Below are 21,125 nucleotides of genomic sequence, written 5' to 3'. Positions count from 1 at the left end.
GTTTAGTCAGTACCAATAAAAAAAGGCAAGCTACCTGCATCACACCGCTACAACCGTTTACCTTTGCTGCGTTCCCACCCTGGAGGATTCACAGGAGCTGGTTGTGCAGGACTTGCCGGTGCAAAAATATAACTTTTTACAAAACCTACAAAATTATGATACTTTTTTTATGCAGAATTTTCACAAAATTCCATGAAATTATTATTTTATTTAGGTTATCCTTAGATATATTTATAATATGACAAATTTCATGTTTGTTTTTTTTATTTTACTTTTATCATGTAAAAAGGAAATTTCAAAATGCTTTAAAGGTTTTATGCTCAGCACAAAGCTGTTTAAAAACTCTATTTCGCTTTTTAAATAAAACTTCAAAACTAAAGAAAATTTATCTATACACTTTTTTCAACCCTCAGTTTGCATTTTCTTCATAATACTTTTCTAATCTCTTTATTATTGAAAAATTTTACAGTTCTCTTGTAATGTACCCAGAAAGTTAAAGGACACTTCTATTTTATTACAGTAAGCAGGATTTGCCAGCGGAGCTATTTTTTCTTTAAATTCCAGTCGAATTGAAAGTTTTAAAGTAGATAAAGCCGAAAATTTAACTAAATTTGGAAAGAATAATTCTTATAAAGCGGTACTAATTCCTTCCAGAGGATTAAGCGGAGGGATTTCCTCTTCTATTGCCGGAGGTTATTTTTGGATGGGAAATAGACAAGAGATAATTACCTGTGGGTTGTATCATTTGGCTCATGATGCTTCGAAGCCTGATAATGGATATAAAATAGATAAAGAAGAAAATATTAAAAAAATAAATAATGAAGGGGAGGATGAAGTAGACGTGTTATATGATGAAAACAATAATCTTATTGATATGATTTTTAATGTACAACAAAAATTCATATCTGGAAATAGTGAAATTACAACGTTTTTTCTAATGTTTATGAGATAGTAAAATCAATCTATTTAATGGAATTACCATTTATCTCTCTATATAAAATTGGCATGGCATCATCTTGGTTTTCTTTTTATGGAAAAAATGCAGCTTTATTTGGACTAGGGAGAGTAGGTATAGGAGGAATACTTACATATTAATAATTATAAAATGGAAACGGAAAAAAAAGTTTTAGATTTTTTTAAAATTCATAATGAGTTTAACATAAAAGTTGTCAATAAAGATTCTATTATAAACCCTCCAAGTTTACTTAATGATGATGCTGAAATTTTATTAAAGGAATTTATAGATCAGTTTGATATACAAAAAGGATATTTAGAAATAGATAAATATTTTTATAATCTTTCAGATTTTGGATGGAGGTATTGGTTAAGTCTTTTAAAATTAAGAAAATATAAGCCTTTACAGAAACCACCTATAACTATTGCTCATATGATTGAGGTAGCAAAAAGAAATGAATGGTTTGACCCTGAAGAATAAAAAAAACTATTATAAAGCGGTACTAATTGCTTCCAGAGAGCTAAGCGAGGGGTTTTCCTCTTCTATTGCCGGTGGTAATTTTTGGATGGGAGTTAGACAGGGGATAATTACCAGTAGATTAAATCATTTAGCACATTCTATTACTTATAATATCGAACTAACTGAGAAATTAAACAAATTAGCTAAAGAATTATTTGGAGATGTTTATAAAGAAAAATATTGAGTTAAAAAACTAATGTTAGGAGGCTCGATTGACAAAAATGGAATAGCATTAAGCAAAGGAACCTTTTACTATAAGAAAAGTACACAAATGATTGTTTGTAATGGTGAGGAATTGGGTGGAATAACCTCATAAAATACTCGAACTACATATATTTCTGACTATGTAGTTAATTTTAATATTCAATTTTTAGAAGTAAATTTAGGACATAAACTAATTCATTCTTATCATTACAAGATTGGTTTAAATAATTTAGACAATTCTGAATTTGCTGCATATCAATATACTATAGATTATTAAAAAAATGTATATGATTCTTCTGTCGAAAGCATTAAACAGCTATTATATTTGCAAAATCAATATCCAAAAGATAAAAATTATGATCTATATGAATACAATAAAATTCATGGTTTCCCAATACGTTGGTAATAAATTATATTTAATAACACTTTTTACTTTAGTAAGTTGTAATACAATACTAAATAAAAACAATATTATTGATTATCAAAAAGATAAAATTAAAGTAGAATATTTAGGTTATGAAAATAATAATAAATTTTTCAAAAATCAAGTTTATTTAAAATTTAATTTAATAAATCTTACTTCAGACACTCTATATATATCAAAAGAACATTTAAATGTAACATGTAAAAATAATAAAAAAACCTTAAAAAACTATCCTTTAGTTCTTAAGGATTTTGTAGGTCAAATCTTGGTAATGCCCCAAAAGGCATCTAAAGAAGAACTAAAAGAAAGAAAAATAATAAGTGCTCTTTTAAAAAAGTTATCAGAAAAAATTTTAGATTATAATTTAAAAATAAATAACAATATACAAAATAAATTGGATGTGGTTAAGAATATTGAAGAAAATACAATTATATTATTTCCTTATCAAAGTTATACTAACTCTATTTTTTTTTATAATAAAAAATTTAATTGTCATACAAAAGTAATTTTAGAATATAATCCTACAAAAATTTTTACTTCTTTTTATAATAACAATAAAATTATTTCGATATATTGGCAAGAAGAATAAAACGAATTTATTATTATTAATTTATAATAAAATGAAAAAAACATTTTTTATAGTCTTATTATCATTTTCTAACTTAATTTTTTCTCAAATTAAATTAGAATTAACTCATGCTATATATAAAGATTCTATTTCTTTAAACATAATTAATGACTCTGAAGAAAAAGTATTTTTATTCATTGATAATCCTGTAATTGATATACCTAATACATATATGCATAAATTAAAAAAAAAGATTTCTTTTTTGAGTTATAAAATATATACAAATGACTCTATCTTAGATTGTGATTATATATTAAAAATGCATAAAAAAATACCAGTTTTTAATAACATAGGAATAATTATTTCTAACAAAAAAATTACATTTAAAAATATATCAATATTAGAATACACAGAAAATTGTTTTTCTAAAAAGGAACATTACGATATTCAATTATATTTTAAACAGGATGCTAAGTTTGTAAAAAAAAGATTAAGTAAAAAAGAAATTAAATATCTTAAACAAAATAACATTAAAATATTTGATGGGATTATATATAGTAATAAAATTCCTTTGATTGTGAAATTTGGAGAAATTGAAAATTAAAATATTGAAAACTATCAAAAAAATTCTAATAAAAAATTCTATAATAAGCAGATAAATTGAACTATACATTACAAAAAACATATTTTATAAATTATATTTTTATTTAAATTTAAAATTATATGGCATTAGTAATACCATGTGCAATTATATAATTCAAAATACTATATTCTTACTATTTTTAGGAATTTATTATATCCTTTTCCTAAGAAATAATTTAGATTATTGGAATTTTAAGAAAAAATTTATCTCTCAAGAAAAAAAAAGACTTCATGGAACTGGATCTATGATACAGCGGGTTGGCAATTTTTCGTGTTTTCTTTAATTTTCACTATAGTTTATTTTTTTGACAAAAAATGAATTTTAAATGATATATTTAAAGTTTTTGGGATAAATATATGCGATTAAACTATTAATTTTTATTTATGTATGGTGTTAAAAATTAATACAAATATTTATATCATTTATTTTATATTTAATAATGATAATTACCACTGTTATTTTTTCTAAATATATATACTATGAGCCATATAAAACAAGTGGAGAGTATAGTATTTTCTCCCCAATAATTTATGCAGTAAAGCTAATAAATATAATAAGTGTAATCTACATCTTTTTTTATTTATGGAAAATTTTGCTAAAAAAAGATTTATTTTATTTAATAAATTTATTAATTGTTTGTGTATTTTTATTTTGTGTAAATTACTTTATATTCAAAATACTTTAGTTGTAAACCTTATTCACAATACAGAACTCCAAATAAATTCACCTCATGGTAAAAATAACTTATGTAACCACAGTAATATTACTAATGTCTCTTATTTGTTGCAACACAAATACAAGATATTTGGAAGATGGAAGAACCCAAGTTCCTATAAACACTGCACAAGTTTTTAAGAATCAACAATTTTTTGACAGGTCACTCCTATGCATAATAGATACAAATGCTATCTATGTAGAACAATACTATTACAGATCAAAAAATAAAAATAGTTTTGATAAACAAGATAATAGAAAAGGTTACAGATCAGACTTTCGGTATAGTATCTATAAATTTTATCCCAATGGAGGGGTAAATTTATTTGCTTTTAAAGATGATTATAATATAAAGCCTGAAGATCTAAACCCCTTATATAGAGGTCAAAGAGGAATCTATTACAAAGAAAATGGGTCTATAAAAATGGAGATATATACTGTGGTAGGTGAGTACATACAATGGGGAATAGGAACAATGGAATTAAAAGTAAAAGGAGATACTTTATTGGTAAAAAGAACAGTAAAGTTAGATCCACATGCTGTCACTGTCTATATAAAAAAGAAACTCCCTCCTGAATATTTAATTTATAAAGCAGACTGGATAGAAAAGAAAAATTATTGATTGAGTAACCATTTTTTTATAGGTAAAATATCTTTTACAAAAAAAAATGAGTTTTGATGGAAACCTTATTCACAATACAGAACTCAAAATAAATTTACATCATGGTAAAACGTTATGTAATTTTTTTACTTTTTTAATTTTATTCTCTTGCATATCTACCAGGCTACTAGATGGTGGAAAAGGAAATAAAGCACCCTATAAAGGCTATAAATTCACAAATAAAAAAAATTTTGACTCTTATATCTATAATGAAATTAATCCTGCCTATTTCTATGAATGTATTGATAAATATTGAGCTAATAAAAATTTCAACAAATAAAGGATGACAGTCATTATGATAAAAGTATAATTCAATTTTACCCCAAAGGAAGTATTAGAATTTTTCAGAAAAAAAATGCTAATCCTAACCCTGAAATAGGCGGGGGAAGAGGAATAATTTACATGAAAAATAAAAATATTAGAATAGATTTTTTTGCGGCAATTTCTGATGGGAGAATGACTTTAAAAACTTATAAAATAAAAATTGAAGGAAATAAATTATATATGCTTGATTATTCATTTACAAATTCTTTATTTATAAATGAATTGCAATGTCATGTATTTGAGAAGAAAGAAAAAGTTCCTGAAGAATATTTAAAATATACTCCAGATTGGTAAAATAATATAATTTCATTATCATAATAATTAAATTAACGAAATTCCTTTCTGGTATGGAACAGGAAAAACTATGGCTATTAGTGCGGTATCTTCAGGTATCAGTTTTGGAATAGGAGAAGCAGTAAAAGGAATTAATAACGGAATAACCCAAGCTCTTTTACAGGCAGGGATGCACGGAACTAGCGGAGGCCTTAGATCTATTGACGGAAGTAATTTTATGTCAGGATTAGCAAGTGGAGCCGTTTCTTCTTTAATTTCCAGTGGAATTGAAAGTTTTAAAGCTGATAAAGGCGGAAAATTAACTACATTTGGAAAAAGTAGTTATTATAAAGCAGTAATGATTGCTTCCGGAAGGCTAAGCGGAGGGATTTCCTCTTCTATTGCCGGTGGTAATTTTTGGAGGGGAGTTAGACAAGGATAATTACTAGTGTGTTGAATCATTTAACACATAGTGAAAATTATGAGAAAGAAGATATTAACATCACTACTGATGTTTGCTTAACTTGTCCTAAAAATGCTACGGATGGACAAATATATAGATCAATTATAGATGGATCTAACTTACAATACAGAGATGGAAGCTGGGTGGAAGTTCCAAGTAATACCTTTTTTGAATACAAAGGTAAATCTTATTTTGCATTATCACCAATCGGGGGTAGTGGTGGGTTAGAACTAATTAATCCAAATAAGATAATTAAAGCCCCTTCACTAATAAAAAAAGGTTATGAACTCATAAAAGGAAAAGTATTATTAGAAAAAATTCAAGATTTTTTTGCCTCAGAGCATACTTCTAATAAAAAACTATCTAACTGGAATAAGCATACAAAACTAAGAGCAGGAAGAAATAATACTAAAAATAGACAAAAACCAAATTGGAAACCCAACCCAAATAAAAAAACAAATAAAAATGATGAAAGATATATTAAAAAAAGCCTTAAAAGAAAAATTTTTAATTGGAGTATATTTAAATGCAGAAGACACTTCTAAATTTACAGTAGGATACGTTGAAAAATTATATGAAGAAGCTGTTTTACTTTCAGTTATTTCACCAGATATGATAACTGATGGTTTTGCGTTGTTAAATATAGATTTAATTTACCTTATTGAATATAATAATACATATCTAATAAATATTGAAAAAATAATTACTAAAGAAAAAGAAATATCAATTCCTAGAATAGACTATAAGAGAAACAATAAGAAAAGATTAATTGTTGATTTTATAAATTTTTGTAAAAAGACTAATAAATGTATAACCGTTAAGCATAATTATGGATTCGAAATATTAGGATATATTTCAAATGTTGATGATTATTATTTATTACTTGACACTTATACTGAAGAAGGTTTAAAAAACGGTTATACGGTTATACGTATAGAAGAAATAAATGAAATATATTTTGGAGGTCAATCTCAAATAAAAATAGAAATACTTTCAAAATAGTAATTTAATTTTTTAATTATATTATAAGTATCCCAAACATTAGATTCGTTTATATCTTTTTTTATTTATGGGAAATTTTACTAAAAAAAGATTTATTTTATTATAATAAATTTATATTAATTATTTGTGTATTTTTATTTTGTGTAAATTACTTTATATTCAAAATACTTTAATCTAACTCATATCCTAAAACACTTACTTAAAAACTAAATTTCCTAGAATATGGGTATGTGAAAGAAAGTGAAATAATAATTTCATAAAATATTTTAACTTTATTAATCGAGTTCCTTTCTGGTACGGAACAGGAAAAATCATAGCCACATTAGTGCGGTATCTTCCGGTATTAGTTTTGGAATAGGAGAAGCGGTAAAAGGAATTAATAACGGAATAACCAAAGCTCTTTTACAGGCAGAAATGCATGGAACAAGTGGAGGTATTATAAGCTCTATTGATGGAGGTAATTTTATGTCAGGCTTTGCCAGTGGAGCTGTTTCTTCTTTAATTTCCAGTGGAATTGAAAGCTTTAAAGCTGATAAAGCCGAAAATTTAACTAAATTTGGAAAAAGTAGTTATTATAAAGCAGTAAGATTGCTTCTGGAAGGCTAAACGGAGGTATTTTCTCCTATATTACCGGAGGTAATTTTTGGATGGGAGTTAGACAAGGGATAATTACCAGTGGGTTGAATCATTTGGCTCATGATGCTTATTCTAAAATTAAAATATCTAATTTTAATAAGAGCTTAAAACAAGAAATGATTGAAGCTGATATTAATCCTGAGGATACTCCAGAATTTTCTAAAAAACCAATTGTGGAACTACTTATAAAAGTGAAAACTTTACAGAATTTGTGGGAAATGTCTAATTATCAATCATTCACATTAAAAGAAAGTCTAAGAAAGGACCTTATAACAGGATTTGAAAAACTAGGAGTTACAACACCTAAAGTTATTGAAGATGATAAACAAGGAAAAATAGTTTATCGGGTAAAAGGAGTGGAATCTTTAGAATTATCGAAATCAACATTTTCTAGTTATTATCAATTAGGAACGACTGTGGGACATGAACTAGTTCATGTTATTCATATTATAAATGGAAATTTTCAAAATTGGATTAATCTCTACGGATTAAATAAAGCTATAAAACAAGCGGAAATATATGCGTACAAATGGAATATCTCTGTTGGTGATGAACGTGCCAGAAAAAAAATTAAATTATATCAGTAAAATCTATGAATAAAATATACATTATAGGTATAATAAGCATTATAGTGTTTCTATCATGTAAGCCTAAAAAAATCAATATTAACCTTAATCAGATCGGAAACAATTCTTTTATTTATACATTCTCTAATAATTCAGAAAATAATATTAAATTAATACTCCCTCAAACAAAGTATATATGTTGGAAAGATGAAAAAAGTTATAATTACCCATTAGGACCAAGAATCTTTCTACATATATATAATTCAAGCAATCAAAAAGTAGTAAAGAATGTTTATATTAATTTCCATGAAAATACTGACGAAAACGAAAAGTATAATTCTAAACTTGAATATAGAAATATTACATTAAAATCTGGAACTATCTATTATGATACTCTTTGCTTTCCTCTTTTAAAAGAATACTGCTACAGTTATTATCAACTAGAAAAAAATAAATCGTATTATCTACAATTAGAATTATATGACACAGCTAAAGACAGTTTAATTGGTTTGTCTAATAAGATAAAATGCTTATTCTAAAATTAAATATAAAATTTTAACAAGAGCTATAAAACAAGCGGAAATATATGCGCACAAATGGAATATCTTTGTTGGTGATGAACGCGCCAGAAAAAAAATTAAATTATATCAATAAACTAAATTTTATGAAAAAACTAATCTTTTTCTTGTTATTATTTATAGTTTGGTCTTGTAAACACCAACCTGTTGAAATTAAAATTGATAATATTACATCTAATAAAATAGAATATACAATTCATAATTATTCTAATGAAAATATAAGTATCTTAATTCCTAACAATAATATGCTTTGTGATACTACAGACTCCACAAACAATAATAACACACTATCTTACGATATTTTAGATTCCAAAAAAAATATATTGCCTAGAAATATAAATGTAAAGTTATATGATTATATAGATCATCTTCAAAAAATAAAAAAAATAATGTCAAAGAAGATCATAATTCTCCCTTCTAATTCAAGTTATAAGGATTCTGTATTTATTCCTATTAATGAAAATGAATGTGATGAATATTGTTTAATGAAAAAAAACAAAAAATACTATGCTTATTTATCTATAATTAATAAAGATAGTGCTATAATATCCAATTTATATAAGTTTTATCATAAATAATTTTCATGATGCAATACAAATTAATTAATAGATTAATAATCATAACAAAGCCTTTATGATTTCCTCCATAGTTTTCGGTGATGGTCTCTCCTCTTCTATTACCGGTGGTAATTTTTGGATGGGAGTTAGACAGAGGGGGGTACCGTGGATTGAATCATTTGGCTCATGATGCTTTAACAAAGCCTGATAATGGATATCAAAAAGATAAAGACGGAAATATTGAAAAAATAAGTAATGAAGGAGGAGATGAAGTAGACATATTATATGATGAAAAACAATAATCTAATTGATATGACTTTTAATATACAACAAGAATTCATATCTAGAAGTATTGAAATTACAACGCTTTTTTCTGATACCTATGGGCATAGAACTTATATGAAAGGAGGAGGTTCTTTATATGATCCTTCTTGGGATATGTTTAGAGCTTATGTTGAGATTAAACTAGGAGTTTTTTTTGCAGAACAGGTACAACTTTTTTTTCAAAGGCAGCAAAAGGTTTATCAGTTGGGTTGGGTGGCTCTAAAACAACATTAAAATCATCTTATTTATTTAAATATAAATGGGGGTTTTAATGTGAATATGGGTATTCAATTACCAACATTATATGGAAGAACGGGTAATCTTGGCGTATTTTTAGGAAGAAATTCATTAATCTTAGGAAGCAGTTTTATTAGTGATGGAGTATTCCATTGGAGTGATAAAATATATAATAGATTATTTTACTAATAAAGATTTAAAAATTATGTCTACAAATAAAGAATTTGAAGTAATCAATTTTTTTAAAAGAAAAATTAACGGTTTTGTTAAAATTGATAAAAATACTATATTAAATAAATTATACACTACTGAAGATGAAATATATTTTGAACTTGTTGATTATTTTGAATATTTCAAAATAAAAATTAATGATTTTAATATACTTGATTATTTTTATCCAGAGCCTACTTTAAATTTAAAAGAAATTTTAGGGAAAATTTCAGGAAAAATAAAATATCTTCCTAAGAAGCCTTTAACCATAAAACATTTAATAAAAGTAGCCGAGAAAGGAGAATGGTTTGAACCGGAAGAATAAATAAAAACCATGATAAAGCGGTGATGATTGCTTCCGGAGGATTAAGCGGAGGTATTTCCTCTACTATTGCCGGTGGCAATTTTGGATGAAAATTAGACAGGGTATTATTACCAGTGGGTTGAACCACTTAGGGAATCAATTCAATAATAAATACCCCTCAAATAAAGATGTTACTCCATGGAAAGTAGGGTTAGAATGGTTAACTGGTGAGAGGATAAGACATAGAGATTTTACAAATGGAGATTATTTTACAAAATTACTAAGAGAACATGATCATATTAAATCTACATTAACAATGATTAAAAGAAAGATTATTACAGGAAATTTAGAAACACTTTCTGGTGATAATCCTTATACCTTAAGTGGAACTGGTGGGGTTGGAAAATATTTAAAAGATTACTCAACTTTATTAACAGGCGGAATAACAGGAAATCTAGCTGTTACATATTTAGGGTCATATCAATTAAAATGGGAAGTAATAGCTATATTTAATAAATCTGCCACAATACAAATGACTGTTCATAATTCTTCCACCGCTCAATCTGGTTTCCGACCACCTGTTATTAGATATAAAAAGTGGTACCAAAACTCTATTGGAAAAAAAATAGACCTATGTCGATAACTACTCAAACATTTAAATGGACTGAAAAACTAAATTGGTAAAAATTTAAAAATGATAAATATTAAAAAAATAATATTAATATCTAATATTCTGTTTATAGTAAATAGTTGCAAGAATGATGTACCTAATAATAAAGAAGTAATAGGTACATGGAAATCTACTAATAATACTATTTTTCATTTTAATAGTGATAACACGTTTTACGCGCAAAAAGTGCCTACAAAAGTATTTTCTGAATCAGAAAACTATTCAAAAAAAATTTTAATGGAAAAGGAATATGGAAAATAAATGATAAAAAACTATGTATAGACCTAGAATTTACTTATATATCTATTAGATCAGGACATCTTATTACTTATTTAAACTTTGAAGGAAGTGGAATTTTAGAAAATAAAACTCCTTGGAAAAAACTATTTATTTGGATTGGTGATCCGGATGATGGAAATAGATATGAATTAGAAAAATTAAAATAGCTAGGATAATAATGCACATCTAAATTTGGGGCAAGTACTTATTATAAAGCAGCATCAATTGCTTCCGGAGGATTAAGCGGAGGTATTTCCTCTTCTATTGCCGGTGGTAATTTTTGGATGGGAGTTAGACAAGGGATAATTACCAGTGGATTAAATCATTTAGCACATGATGCTTTAACAAAGCCTGATATATGGAGATAAATTAGATAAAAAAGAAAATTCATTTATTGTTAATAATAAAGTTTATAAAATAAATATTATATATTTAAATTCAATTTATTTAATAATTAAATTGAATTTATTGGAAAAAAATTTAAACAAAAATAAATTACGTTTTATGAAATCTACTAATTAAGCAAATATGATTATGATCTTACCTAAAATTAAAAAACAAAAAAAATTTAACATTAATATTTTATTTCTTTAGATATAAAATCTACAATCTGATTTGTATTTTGATAATCAAACCAATGAACATGTGCATCGCGTCTATACCAGGTAAGTTGTCTTTTAGCATATCTGCGTGTATTTTTCTTTATTTCTTCCACAGCAAAATCGAGCGAAATTTTCCCGTCCAGATAATCAAATAGTTCTTTATAACCTACAGTTTGCAAAGCATTTTGGCTTCTATAGGGATATAATGATTTCACTTCTTCTAATAATCCTTCCTCCATCATCTTATCTACCCGTAAATTAATTCTACTATAAATAATTTCTCTTGGAGCTGTTAAACCTACTTTTAAATATTCAAAATTTCTGGTTTTCTTTTTATTTTTCCGAAAATAACTATACGGTTTTCCTGAAACTTCATATACGCCCAAGGCTCTAATTATTCTTACTGGATTATGTATATCTACCTGATGATAGTATTCTTCATCTGCCTCTAATAGTCTTTTTTGTAAAAATTCAATTCCTTTTTCTTGTAATTCTTTAATTAAACCAGACTTAATAACAGGTGTAACTTCAGGGAAAGTATCTAACCCTTCTGTAACTGCTTTTTCGTATAAACCTGATCCACCAACCATTACCAATACATCATACTTGCTGAACAAATGATCTATTTTAGCAATAGCTTCTTTTTCAAAATCTCCTACCGAATATTCTTGTTTTATACTGATATTTCCGATAAAATGATGCGGAACAGAAGCAAGTTCTTCCTGTGTAGGCATAGCTGTACCTATTTTTAATTCTTTAAAAAACTGACGGCTATCGCAAGAAAGAATCTCTGTATTAAAATTTCGAGCTATGGAAATAGATAAACTTGTCTTACCTATAGCAGTAGGACCTATTATACACAATAAAGTTTTATGATTTTTACTCAATGGTAATAACTGAATCCTTTTTTTTCTGCCATTCTGTAAACTTATCTACTTCTCGGAATAATTTGTTTAGCGCAAAAAATGCAATTGTTATATCATCTAAAAAACCAATTCCGATAATGAAATCAGGAATAAGATCTATAGGAGATAATAAATATAGCATTAAAAAAGAAAATATAAATATATTTTTTCTGCCCGGTTTATATTTGCCTTGCAAGGACTGCCTCAACATTTTAAATAATTGAGGAATTTTTGTTAAAAAAGATTTATTTTTTGAAACTATATTTACAATTGTCTTTGCTTTCATTGAACGAAATAAATATCTTTTATAGCTATTAATTTCAATTATTGTTCCAAAAATAAAAAAATTTATCTACTTTCCACATTTACAATTTGTACTTCCGCATCCTTTTTTCTTATTAAAAAAAGTATTTTTAAATAATTTAACTACATAGCCTACCGCAAAAACCAATACTATTGCTATAAAAATATATTGAACATAAATATTCATAATTTTTTATTTAGACTTAATCTATACAAATTTACAACATTTTACTTTAATTAGTTAAAATAAAATTTATAAATAATTTAATAGTAATTGGTTAATCGCTTATAATTATAACGCAGTAACTAAAAATTATAAAAATTGAAAGTTACCATATTTATAAATAAAATTCTATTTATTTACTTTGTTATAAATATATTCTTGCTGTCCATAAAATAATCGCATTTTATTTTCTTGGGGAATGAAAGTAAATACAGCCCCTAAAGATTCATAAACAAAAACATTTGGTTCATAACATATGGGTTCATATTCCAATAATCCAGCAATATTAACAACTAATATATTATTTCGTTTACTTACGGTAATAGGATATGGAAATGTTTGACTGGTATAATTACCTAAATACTTATCTAAATCTTCACTTTTCAAATCCAAAGGTTTTTTAAATACCGGTAAATCAAAAGGTTTATTTAAGTATATACTTACTATACCTTTCATCATATCATCTACAAAGTAGTTTGATGCATTTGTTAATATAGAAATTGTAACTCCATATTGCGGATAATAAAATACTGCCGTATAGAAACCATCTATTGCCCCTCTGTGTCCTATTCCTATTTCTCCATCAGCATTAAACTGAGTTAATCCCAAACCATATCCATTTATAATTTCTTTCATAAGATTCAAGCTGTTTTTAGAAACAATCTTACATGAAAATAAATTATTATAAAACACATTCAATTCATAGGCTGTAGTAGCAATAGACCCAGCTCCTATTGAAACCGTCTTATCAGTTTCCTTATCCAGTTTCCATCGATTTCCTGCTCTTAGATAAGAATTAGCTTCATTATTATGGATATTGATAGCATCTCCTTCTCCTGTTCTACTTAATTTGCAAGGAATTGAAATGTATTTCTTAATCAAATCAGAATAGGACTGATTGCTTACATCTTCTGCAATATAAGCCAACAATAAATAATTTGAATTACAATACAAGGTTTGAGTACCAGGGGGAAAATCTGAACCTAATGTCAATCTATTAATCAAATAATCTTTTGTTTGAGGTTTGGTATACCATGTCAAATAATCCGGATCCGAGGTAAAGTCTATAACGCCACTTTTATGTCTTAACAAATATTCTATTGTTATTTGATTTGAATTAGGAATTTGAGGATAAAATTTACTAAGTTTAGTATCTAAAGTTAATTTTTTTTCTTCTATTAACCTCATAATAACAGTTGCTGTAAAGGTTTTACTTACAGAACCAATCCTATATATGGTATTATTATTAGCTTTTAATTTTGCATCTATATCTGCATAGCCATAACTTCTACTATATACTTGCTGATCTCCTTTGAAAATTGATACACTTCCCATCCCTCTATCATTATCTTCTATAGAAGAAATAAAATCATTTAATTTTTTGGTACTTGAAACATTTAACTGATAATTTCCTGAGTGATCATCATCGTCATTACAAGAAAGATTTGTACATAAAATAAAGATCGATAATATAAAAATCAATGGCTTAATTTTTATCATAATATGTATATTTTGATTTTTTAAAAAGTTTTTATAACATAAATAATATTAAATTTATAAACAAAGAACATAATTTTAAATACTTTTTTTATTATAAAAGCAAATATATAAAATGTTTTTAATTAAAATATATAAAAAAAATAAAATTAATAATTTTATATAAATAAAATTAAAATTTTCATCTATTATTATTTTTAAACTGAACATACATTCACCAAAGCTAAAAAATCTTATTTTTGTAAAATATAACTTTTAGCATATAATATGTTTACCGAAGACGAAGATATAGACCATCTTTCTAATGCAGAATATACTCCCATCCGAAAGGATGCTTTTGAAATGTCTATTGAAAAAAAACAGGAACTCATACAAGATCATTTCACAGAAATAATGAAAATTTTAGGTTTGGATATGAATGACGACAGTTTAAAAGATACCCCTAAAAGAGTTGCTAAAATGTATGTGAAAGAAATTTTTGGAGGACTTTTACCTGAAAATAAACCTTCAATCTCAACATTTGAAAACACATATAAATATCGTCAAATGTTAATTGAAAAGGACATTACCGTATATTCTACTTGTGAACATCATTTTTTACCTATTATTGGAAGAGCTCATGTTGCCTATATATCAAACGGTACTGTAATTGGTCTTTCTAAAATAAACCGGATTGTAAACTATTATGCTCGTCGCCCACAAGTACAAGAAAGACTTACTAGACAAATTGTTAAAGCAATGAGTGAAGCTCTCAACACTAAAGATGTAGCTTGTGTTATTGATGCCAAGCACCTTTGTATAAATTCCCGAGGAATACAGGATACTAACAGCAGCACAGTGACAGCTGAACTTAGTGGCATGTTTAGAAATAATCCTACCACACGAAAAGAATTTCTTCATTATATAGGGATAGATTCCCACTTTAAAATTTAGTTTAAATGCGCACTTATCATAACAATAAAATTAAACTTTTTAATTCCTTACATGGTAAAAAAGAACTCTTTATTCCTTTACATGAAGGATTTGTAGGAATGTATGTTTGTGGACCTACAGTTTATAATAAAGTGCATTTAGGCAATGTAAGAACATTTTTATCTTTTGATGTAATTAATCGATATTTTAGACATCTTAAATATAAAATTCGATATGTAAGAAATATTACAGATGCCGGACATCTGCTAGATAATGAAGAAGATAAAATTTCAAAACAATCTGTTTTAGAAAAACTAGAACCTATGGAAGTTGTACAGAAATATACGGTAGATTTCCATAATGTTCTTTCTCTTTTTAATTTACTACCTCCGAATATAGAACCTACAGCTACCGGACATATTGTAGAACAAATAGAACTTATAAAAAAATTACTGAAAAACGGATTGGCGTACACGGTTAATGGTTCTGTATATTTTGATGTAAATAAATATAATATGGAAGGAGGTAATTATGGGGAATTAAGTGGACGTAAAATTGAAGACATGATTGCCAATACACGTGATTTAGACGGTCAGGGAGAAAAAAAGAATCCTCAAGATTTTGCGCTTTGGAAACGAGCTTCGGCAGAACATATCATGCGTTGGCCTTCCCCTTGGGGAGATGGTTTCCCTGGGTGGCACTTAGAGTGTACAGCTATGAGTACAAAATATTTAGGTGAAAAGTTTGATATTCATGGTGGAGGCATGGATCTAAAATTTCCTCATCATGAATGTGAAATAGCACAGGCCAAAGGTACTTTGGGTGTAGAACCTGTAAAATATTGGATGCATACCAATATGTTAACACTCAATGGACAAAAAATGAGTAAATCTACAGGAAATACTATTTTACCGGAAGAATTAATCCAAGGAAATAATAACTTTTTTGAAAAACCATTTCATCCAATTATTGTTCGTTTTTTCTTTTTACAAGCACATTACAGAAGTGTTTTGGATTTATCGAATGAAGCTATGATAGCTGCTGAAAAAGGATTTATACGTCTTTCTTCTGCTATAGAAAAATTATCTTCGATAAAATCTTCAAAAATTTCTACTTTTAATATTCAGGACTGGATAGACCTTTGTTATGGTGCAATAAATGATGATTTTAATACTCCAATTTTAATTTCATATTTATTTGAGGCGGTAAAATTGATAAATAATTTAGAACTAGGTAACGAAACATTAAATCAGGAAGATTTATCTAAATTACAAGAAGCTATTCATGCTTTTTTCTATGATATTTTAGGGTTAGAATTATTATCAGACACTCTAAATGATCATAGCAAATTAGACCATGCCATGAAAGTACTAATAGATCTAAGAAACAAAGCTCGTTTAGAAAAAGATTGGGCTTTATCTGATGAAATTAGAGATCGATTAGCTGAATCGGGAATTATTTTGAAAGATGGAAAAGGAGAAACCACTTACGAAATAGAATAATCTTTTCGCAAAAAAAATTTATATTACTCAAATCCTAATAATTATGAACATATTGAAAAAAATTCTTTTTCTTATTTGCCTTATAAATTTTTCTTTTTTAATCAATTGTACGCAAAAAGAAAAAAAAGGAGATCTGATCGTATTGCCTCCTGAGGATATTATAAATATTTCAAATGCTCAAAAAACTAAAGCTCTAATTACAGGAGAAAGAAAAAATGTTGATATTGGAAATGTAAAAAAAAATGTATGGACTATTATATATACTGACAGCCAGGGTAATATTCACTCAACAATTATAAAAAAACTAGAGAAAACTAAAAATAAACCCGGTGATAGCATAAATATTTACTACGATAACTCTAATGAAATATCTCTTCCCATATATGAAGAACAATTTAAAAAGCTTAATCCTTAATTTTATTTTTGAATTTATATATTAATAACATAAATTTCTAATTTATAATTAAAAATTATAGCTTTATAAATATTGTTTTTTTACATTATTTTTAATTGTTTATTATAAATATGATATAATATAAATTACCTCTCTTACCAACAATCTAACTCCTAGTATAATAAGATATTTTTTATTTTAGATTTGAAAAAACACTAATAAATGTTTATAATTTACTTATATAGATGAATTAAATGGTAAAATTTATAAAATCTGGTATTACTCTATCTACCCTTAAATGTAAAGATTCTTCTGAATTGGTTGTAGATAAAGCTATAACCTTCATACCAGCTCTTTTACCGGCTTCTATACCGGCAAAGGAATCTTCAAAAACAACACTTTCCTCTGGTTTAATACATAATTTTTCAGCAGCTAATAAGTAACATTCCGGATCCGGTTTACCATTTTTTATATCATCCCCTGTAATTACTACATCAAAGACATTTTCTAATTTCATTTTATGTAAAGCAATATCAGCTTTAAATTTTAAAGAACTGGTTACTAGTGCTATTTTTATTCCTTGTTTTTTTAGTTGATGAATATATTCACTAACTCCAGGTATGGGAATATATTTTAATTCATTTATTTCAAAATTAGCCACTCTATCAGACAACTTTTTTTTCTCACTTTCTGATAAATCAGAGAAATACATACTAATAATTTCAGGCCAACGAACACCTTTTATTTTTGATAAAAAATCTGAAGGTAAATTATATTCCACTATAAAAGATTTTAAAAATAAATCATATTGTGGCTCTGTATTTACAACTACCCCATCCATATCAAAAAGGTAAGCTTTTAATGTGCTCATATATTTTTTTATTTAATTTTAAGTAAAACGTCTTCTATGGTAAGTCCTTCAAAATCGGGAATGGCTATGGTTGCCACTTTAGTCAGTTCTTCTTTTGAATAATTAGTCATAATTCCAACAATCTTTTCAACTCCTGCTAACCTTGCAGATTCTATTCCATTAAAAGCATCTTCAAATACAATACATTCAGATGGTAATACTCCTAATTTTTCAGCACCCATTTTAAAACATTCTGGATCAGGCTTTCCTTTAGTTACATCATCTGCAGTAATCAAAATATCAAAATAATCTGTAAGGCCTATGTCTTTCATCGCTTTTTGAGCTCTTATTCTTAAAGATCCTGTAACTAAGGCTGTTTTATATTTAGATTTTTTTAAGGATTTCACAAATTCTAATACTCCATTAATTGGTGTGTAAACCATTTCTTCCAATTCATAAGTTCTTATGTCATTGGCTACATTTTTTTGTTTTTCTATAGGAAGGAATGAAAAAAATTCAGATACAATGTCTTTTAATCTTTTACCTTTTACTCTATGTTTAAAATCATCCATTTTTAATCCATACTTATCTTTCAACCGATCCCAAAAGGCTTCATACTGTGATTCCGTATTGGTAACCACACCATCCATGTCCAATAAAAAAGCTTTTATATTTTCCATACTCTTTTTTTTAATTTAGTAAAATTAAGAAAGAAGAATTAAAATAATTCTTCTTTCTATATATGTCCACAAATAACCACAAATATGGACCCTTTACAATTTTATGAATTTTAACCTAAATATTCTTTAACTTGTTTATATACATTTTCAGGGGTAAAACCTAACTTTTGATCTAGGATTGAAGCAGGTGCAGAATAACCAAAAGATTCTAATCCCCATATCTTACCTGAATCTCCTACTAATCCTAGTAAATTTACAGGCAAACCTGCAGTTAAACCAAATTTCTTTTTATCTTTAGGTAATATAGATTCTTGATATTCTTTAGATTGACTTCTGAATAATCCTTCTGAAGGAACAGATACAATTCTTGATTTTATTCCGTCTTTTCGTAATAATTCAGCTCCTTCTACTAATGTTGATACCTCAGATCCTGAAGCTAATAAAATAACTTCAAAGTTTTTATCTTCTTGTACAATGTAAGCTCCTTTTTCTGATTGTAATGCCTCTTCATATCTTTTTCCCTGAGATGGAATATCTTTTATATTCTGGCGAGAAAAAATAAGTCCTGTAGGTGTATGTGTATTTTCCATAGCTAATTTCCAAGCTACAGTTGCTTCTTGTACATCTGCAGGTCGTAAAACTAACATAGAATTATGACCTTTATGATTTTGTAATTTTTCCATTAAACGTATCTGTGCTTCTTGCTCAACAGGTTCATGGGTAGGTCCATCTTCTCCTACTCTGAAAGCATCATGTGTCCAAATAAATTTAACAGGTTGCTCCATTAAAGCTGCTACTCTGATTACTGGTTTCATATAATCTGAGAATACAAAAAATGTTGCACAAGCTGGAATAACTCCTCCATGTAAACTCATTCCTAAACATAAACAAGCCATGGTAAATTCAGCAACTCCTGCCTGAAGAAATGCACCAGAAAAATCTCCTCTGGTTAAAGCATGTGTATGTTTTAAAAACCCATCAGTTTTATCAGAATTAGACAAGTCGGCAGAAGAAACAATCATGTTTTCCACCTGTTGGGCTAAGGTTGCTAATACTGTTGCAGAAGCTGCACGAGTAGCTGCATTAGGTTTTTGTTCAATTTTGCTCCAATCCACTTTAGGTGCTACTCCACTAAACCAAACTTCTAACTTTTTAGCTAATTCAGGATTTTCCTGAGCCCATTTATTTTTTTGAGATTTTTTTTCTTCTACTAATTTTAATAACTCTGCTTCTCTTTTGGCATATAGTTCTTTTACTTCAGGAAAAATAACAAATGGGTCTTGTGGATTACCACCTAAGTTTTCAATAGTTTTTTCTAAACTTGCTCCGGCATCTCCTAAAGGTTGTCCGTGAGTAGATACTTGATTTTCAAAAGATTTACCTTCTTTTGTTACCGCTCCTTTGCCCATTATAGTTTTACCTATAATTAAAGTAGGTTTTGCTTTTTCGGCTTTTGCTTCTTTTAATGATTTACGTATTGCTTCCGGATTATTGCCTTCTATGGTAATTACTTTCCACCCCCATGCTTCGTATTTAGCAGCTACATTTTCTTCATTTACTTCTGCTACTTTAGTAGATAGTTGTATGCCGTTTGAATCATAAAACATAACAAGATTATCCAATCCTAAATGTCCTGCAATACGTCCGGCTCCTTGGGAAACTTCTTCTTGAATTCCTCCGTCAGAAATAAAAGCATAAATAGTCTGATTCATTACATCTCCTAAACGTGCTTTTAAAAATTTTGCAGCAATAGCGGCTCCTACTGCATAAGCATGACCTTGTCCCAAAGGTCCTGAAGTGTTCTCTACCCCTCTATCTACATCCAATTCCGGATGTCCAGGAGTAACACTTCCCCATTGGCGGAATTGTTTTAAATCATCCATAGAATATTTACCTACTAAAGCCAGAGTAGAATACAACATCGGAGACATGTGCCCCGGATCCATAAAAAATCTGTCTCTTCCCTCCCATCTTGGATTTTTAGGATCATATTCTAAAAACTCGGAATATAAAATATTTATAAAATCAGCTCCTCCCATAGCTCCGCCCGGATGCCCTGATTTTGCTTTTTCTACCATAGAAGCAGCTAAAATTCTAATGTTATCTGCTGCTTTATTTAAAATTTTAATATCGTTCATGTTTATTT

The 21,125-nt window shown here is 27.4% G+C and carries 31 protein-coding genes and 1 other RNA gene; 25 read left to right on the top strand and 7 right to left on the bottom strand.

Annotation, left to right across the window (positions count from 1 at the left end; genetic code table 11):
• Positions 1–20: 20 nt before the first annotated feature.
• Positions 21–118, bottom strand: an RNA gene (gene ffs / locus C4S76_RS05950) — signal recognition particle sRNA small type.
• A gap of 585 nt (positions 119–703) precedes the next feature.
• Between ffs and C4S76_RS05945 the strand changes: the two genes are divergently transcribed.
• From C4S76_RS05945 to C4S76_RS05850, 22 genes are all read left to right on the top strand, one after another.
• The gene (locus C4S76_RS05945; RefSeq protein WP_105193566.1) at positions 704–952 is read left to right on the top strand and encodes a hypothetical protein; all 249 of its coding nucleotides are present in this window, start codon (positions 704–706) and stop codon (positions 950–952) included.
• 17 nt (positions 953–969) lie between these two features.
• The gene (locus tag C4S76_RS12095; protein ID WP_262494549.1) at positions 970–1,095 is read left to right on the top strand and encodes a hypothetical protein; all 126 of its coding nucleotides are present in this window, start codon (positions 970–972) and stop codon (positions 1,093–1,095) included.
• A 10-nt stretch (positions 1,096–1,105) separates the two neighbouring features.
• On the top strand, positions 1,106–1,435 hold the full coding sequence (locus C4S76_RS05940; RefSeq protein ID WP_105193565.1) for a DUF1493 family protein: 330 nt from the start codon (positions 1,106–1,108) through the stop codon (positions 1,433–1,435).
• Complete coding sequence (locus tag C4S76_RS05935; RefSeq protein ID WP_105193564.1) at positions 1,410–1,658, top strand: hypothetical protein; 249 nt, start codon at positions 1,410–1,412, stop codon at positions 1,656–1,658. Before C4S76_RS05940 ends, C4S76_RS05935 begins: the two co-directional genes overlap by 26 nt.
• A 385-nt stretch (positions 1,659–2,043) precedes the next feature.
• The gene (locus C4S76_RS05930; RefSeq protein WP_146105702.1) at positions 2,044–2,691 is read left to right on the top strand and encodes a hypothetical protein; all 648 of its coding nucleotides are present in this window, start codon (positions 2,044–2,046) and stop codon (positions 2,689–2,691) included.
• 31 nt (positions 2,692–2,722) lie between these two features.
• The gene (locus tag C4S76_RS05925) at positions 2,723–3,274 is read left to right on the top strand and encodes a hypothetical protein (protein ID WP_105193562.1); all 552 of its coding nucleotides are present in this window, start codon (positions 2,723–2,725) and stop codon (positions 3,272–3,274) included.
• Positions 3,275–4,043: 769 nt separating this feature from the next.
• On the top strand, positions 4,044–4,649 hold the full coding sequence (locus C4S76_RS05920; protein ID WP_146105701.1) for a hypothetical protein: 606 nt from the start codon (positions 4,044–4,046) through the stop codon (positions 4,647–4,649).
• 46 nt (positions 4,650–4,695) lie between these two features.
• Positions 4,696–4,944 carry a hypothetical protein gene (locus C4S76_RS05915; protein ID WP_105193560.1) on the top strand — a complete coding sequence of 83 codons (249 nt, stop codon included), beginning with the start codon at positions 4,696–4,698 and terminating at the stop codon, positions 4,942–4,944.
• A 146-nt stretch (positions 4,945–5,090) separates the two neighbouring features.
• On the top strand, positions 5,091–5,306 hold the full coding sequence (locus tag C4S76_RS05910) for a hypothetical protein (protein WP_105193559.1): 216 nt from the start codon (positions 5,091–5,093) through the stop codon (positions 5,304–5,306).
• 70 nt (positions 5,307–5,376) lie between these two features.
• Entirely contained in the window at positions 5,377–5,727 is a 351-nt protein-coding gene (locus tag C4S76_RS05905) for a hypothetical protein (protein ID WP_105193558.1), read from the top strand.
• Positions 5,728–5,738: 11 nt separating this feature from the next.
• Entirely contained in the window at positions 5,739–6,293 is a 555-nt protein-coding gene (locus C4S76_RS05900) for a hypothetical protein (RefSeq protein WP_105193557.1), read from the top strand.
• Positions 6,214–6,750 carry a hypothetical protein gene (locus C4S76_RS05895; protein ID WP_146105700.1) on the top strand — a complete coding sequence of 179 codons (537 nt, stop codon included), beginning with the start codon at positions 6,214–6,216 and terminating at the stop codon, positions 6,748–6,750. Before C4S76_RS05900 ends, C4S76_RS05895 begins: the two co-directional genes overlap by 80 nt.
• A gap of 414 nt (positions 6,751–7,164) precedes the next feature.
• Entirely contained in the window at positions 7,165–7,356 is a 192-nt protein-coding gene (locus C4S76_RS05890) for a hypothetical protein (RefSeq protein WP_105193555.1), read from the top strand.
• Positions 7,357–7,397: 41 nt separating this feature from the next.
• Positions 7,398–7,973, top strand: a complete 576-nt coding sequence (locus C4S76_RS05885) for a hypothetical protein (protein WP_105193554.1) — start codon at positions 7,398–7,400, stop codon at positions 7,971–7,973.
• 5 nt (positions 7,974–7,978) lie between these two features.
• Positions 7,979–8,491, top strand: coding sequence for a hypothetical protein (locus C4S76_RS05880; RefSeq protein ID WP_105193553.1), 513 nt, complete (start codon positions 7,979–7,981; stop codon positions 8,489–8,491).
• 47 nt (positions 8,492–8,538) lie between these two features.
• Positions 8,539–9,108: a hypothetical protein gene (locus C4S76_RS05875; protein WP_146105699.1), complete on the top strand. Its 570-nt coding sequence runs from the start codon at positions 8,539–8,541 to the stop codon at positions 9,106–9,108.
• Positions 9,109–9,188: 80 nt separating this feature from the next.
• The gene (locus C4S76_RS05870) at positions 9,189–9,389 is read left to right on the top strand and encodes a hypothetical protein (RefSeq protein WP_105193551.1); all 201 of its coding nucleotides are present in this window, start codon (positions 9,189–9,191) and stop codon (positions 9,387–9,389) included.
• On the top strand, positions 9,373–9,645 hold the full coding sequence (locus tag C4S76_RS05865; RefSeq protein ID WP_146105698.1) for a hypothetical protein: 273 nt from the start codon (positions 9,373–9,375) through the stop codon (positions 9,643–9,645). The genes C4S76_RS05870 and C4S76_RS05865 overlap by 17 nt, the downstream gene beginning before the upstream one ends.
• A 45-nt stretch (positions 9,646–9,690) precedes the next feature.
• Entirely contained in the window at positions 9,691–9,837 is a 147-nt protein-coding gene (locus C4S76_RS11770) for a hypothetical protein (RefSeq protein WP_181044071.1), read from the top strand.
• Positions 9,838–9,853: 16 nt separating this feature from the next.
• Positions 9,854–10,183: a DUF1493 family protein gene (locus C4S76_RS05860; protein ID WP_181044070.1), complete on the top strand. Its 330-nt coding sequence runs from the start codon at positions 9,854–9,856 to the stop codon at positions 10,181–10,183.
• Between the two features lie 85 nt (positions 10,184–10,268).
• Positions 10,269–10,805, top strand: a complete 537-nt coding sequence (locus tag C4S76_RS05855; RefSeq protein WP_105193548.1) for a hypothetical protein — start codon at positions 10,269–10,271, stop codon at positions 10,803–10,805.
• A 51-nt stretch (positions 10,806–10,856) separates the two neighbouring features.
• Positions 10,857–11,093, top strand: a complete 237-nt coding sequence (locus tag C4S76_RS05850) for a hypothetical protein (RefSeq protein ID WP_105193547.1) — start codon at positions 10,857–10,859, stop codon at positions 11,091–11,093.
• 592 nt (positions 11,094–11,685) lie between these two features.
• On the opposite strand, the gene miaA is transcribed toward C4S76_RS05850, so the two are convergent.
• The 3 genes from miaA to C4S76_RS05830 all read right to left on the bottom strand — a co-directional run bounded on the left by miaA (position 11,686) and on the right by C4S76_RS05830 (position 14,644).
• Positions 11,686–12,600, bottom strand: coding sequence for a tRNA (adenosine(37)-N6)-dimethylallyltransferase MiaA (miaA, locus tag C4S76_RS05845; protein ID WP_105193546.1), 915 nt, complete (start codon positions 12,598–12,600; stop codon positions 11,686–11,688).
• Entirely contained in the window at positions 12,593–12,904 is a 312-nt protein-coding gene (locus C4S76_RS05840; RefSeq protein WP_105193545.1) for a YkvA family protein, read from the bottom strand. The genes miaA and C4S76_RS05840 overlap by 8 nt, the downstream gene beginning before the upstream one ends.
• Positions 12,905–13,273: 369 nt before the next feature.
• Positions 13,274–14,644: a serine hydrolase domain-containing protein gene (locus tag C4S76_RS05830; RefSeq protein ID WP_105193543.1), complete on the bottom strand. Its 1,371-nt coding sequence runs from the start codon at positions 14,642–14,644 to the stop codon at positions 13,274–13,276.
• A 264-nt stretch (positions 14,645–14,908) separates the two neighbouring features.
• On the opposite strand from C4S76_RS05830, the gene folE reads away from it, so the two are divergent.
• Genes folE through C4S76_RS05815 form a run of 3 tightly spaced genes read left to right on the top strand, consistent with a single transcriptional unit; the run spans position 14,909 to position 17,470 of the window.
• Positions 14,909–15,574 carry a GTP cyclohydrolase I FolE gene (folE, locus tag C4S76_RS05825; RefSeq protein WP_105193542.1) on the top strand — a complete coding sequence of 222 codons (666 nt, stop codon included), beginning with the start codon at positions 14,909–14,911 and terminating at the stop codon, positions 15,572–15,574.
• A 5-nt stretch (positions 15,575–15,579) separates the two neighbouring features.
• A complete protein-coding gene (gene cysS, locus C4S76_RS05820; protein ID WP_105193541.1) occupies positions 15,580–17,055 on the top strand; it encodes a cysteine--tRNA ligase in 1,476 nt (491 codons plus the stop codon).
• Between the two features lie 43 nt (positions 17,056–17,098).
• Entirely contained in the window at positions 17,099–17,470 is a 372-nt protein-coding gene (locus C4S76_RS05815) for a hypothetical protein (protein ID WP_105193540.1), read from the top strand.
• A 229-nt stretch (positions 17,471–17,699) separates the two neighbouring features.
• Here C4S76_RS05815 and C4S76_RS05810 read toward each other — a convergent pair whose 3' ends face one another.
• From C4S76_RS05810 to C4S76_RS05800, 3 genes are all read right to left on the bottom strand, one after another.
• Complete coding sequence (locus C4S76_RS05810; protein WP_105193539.1) at positions 17,700–18,320, bottom strand: HAD family hydrolase; 621 nt, start codon at positions 18,318–18,320, stop codon at positions 17,700–17,702.
• A gap of 8 nt (positions 18,321–18,328) precedes the next feature.
• Complete coding sequence (locus tag C4S76_RS05805; RefSeq protein WP_105193538.1) at positions 18,329–18,979, bottom strand: HAD family hydrolase; 651 nt, start codon at positions 18,977–18,979, stop codon at positions 18,329–18,331.
• Positions 18,980–19,089: 110 nt separating this feature from the next.
• Complete coding sequence (locus tag C4S76_RS05800) at positions 19,090–21,117, bottom strand: transketolase family protein (protein ID WP_105193537.1); 2,028 nt, start codon at positions 21,115–21,117, stop codon at positions 19,090–19,092.
• Positions 21,118–21,125: the final 8 nt, after the last annotated feature.

Source organism: Apibacter adventoris (assembly GCF_002964965.1).
In the GTDB taxonomy this organism is placed as follows: Bacteria; Bacteroidota; Bacteroidia; order Flavobacteriales; family Weeksellaceae; genus Apibacter; species Apibacter adventoris.
Note: the sequence above shows the minus strand (reverse complement) of the source record. Positions and strands in the feature narration are given on the sequence as shown.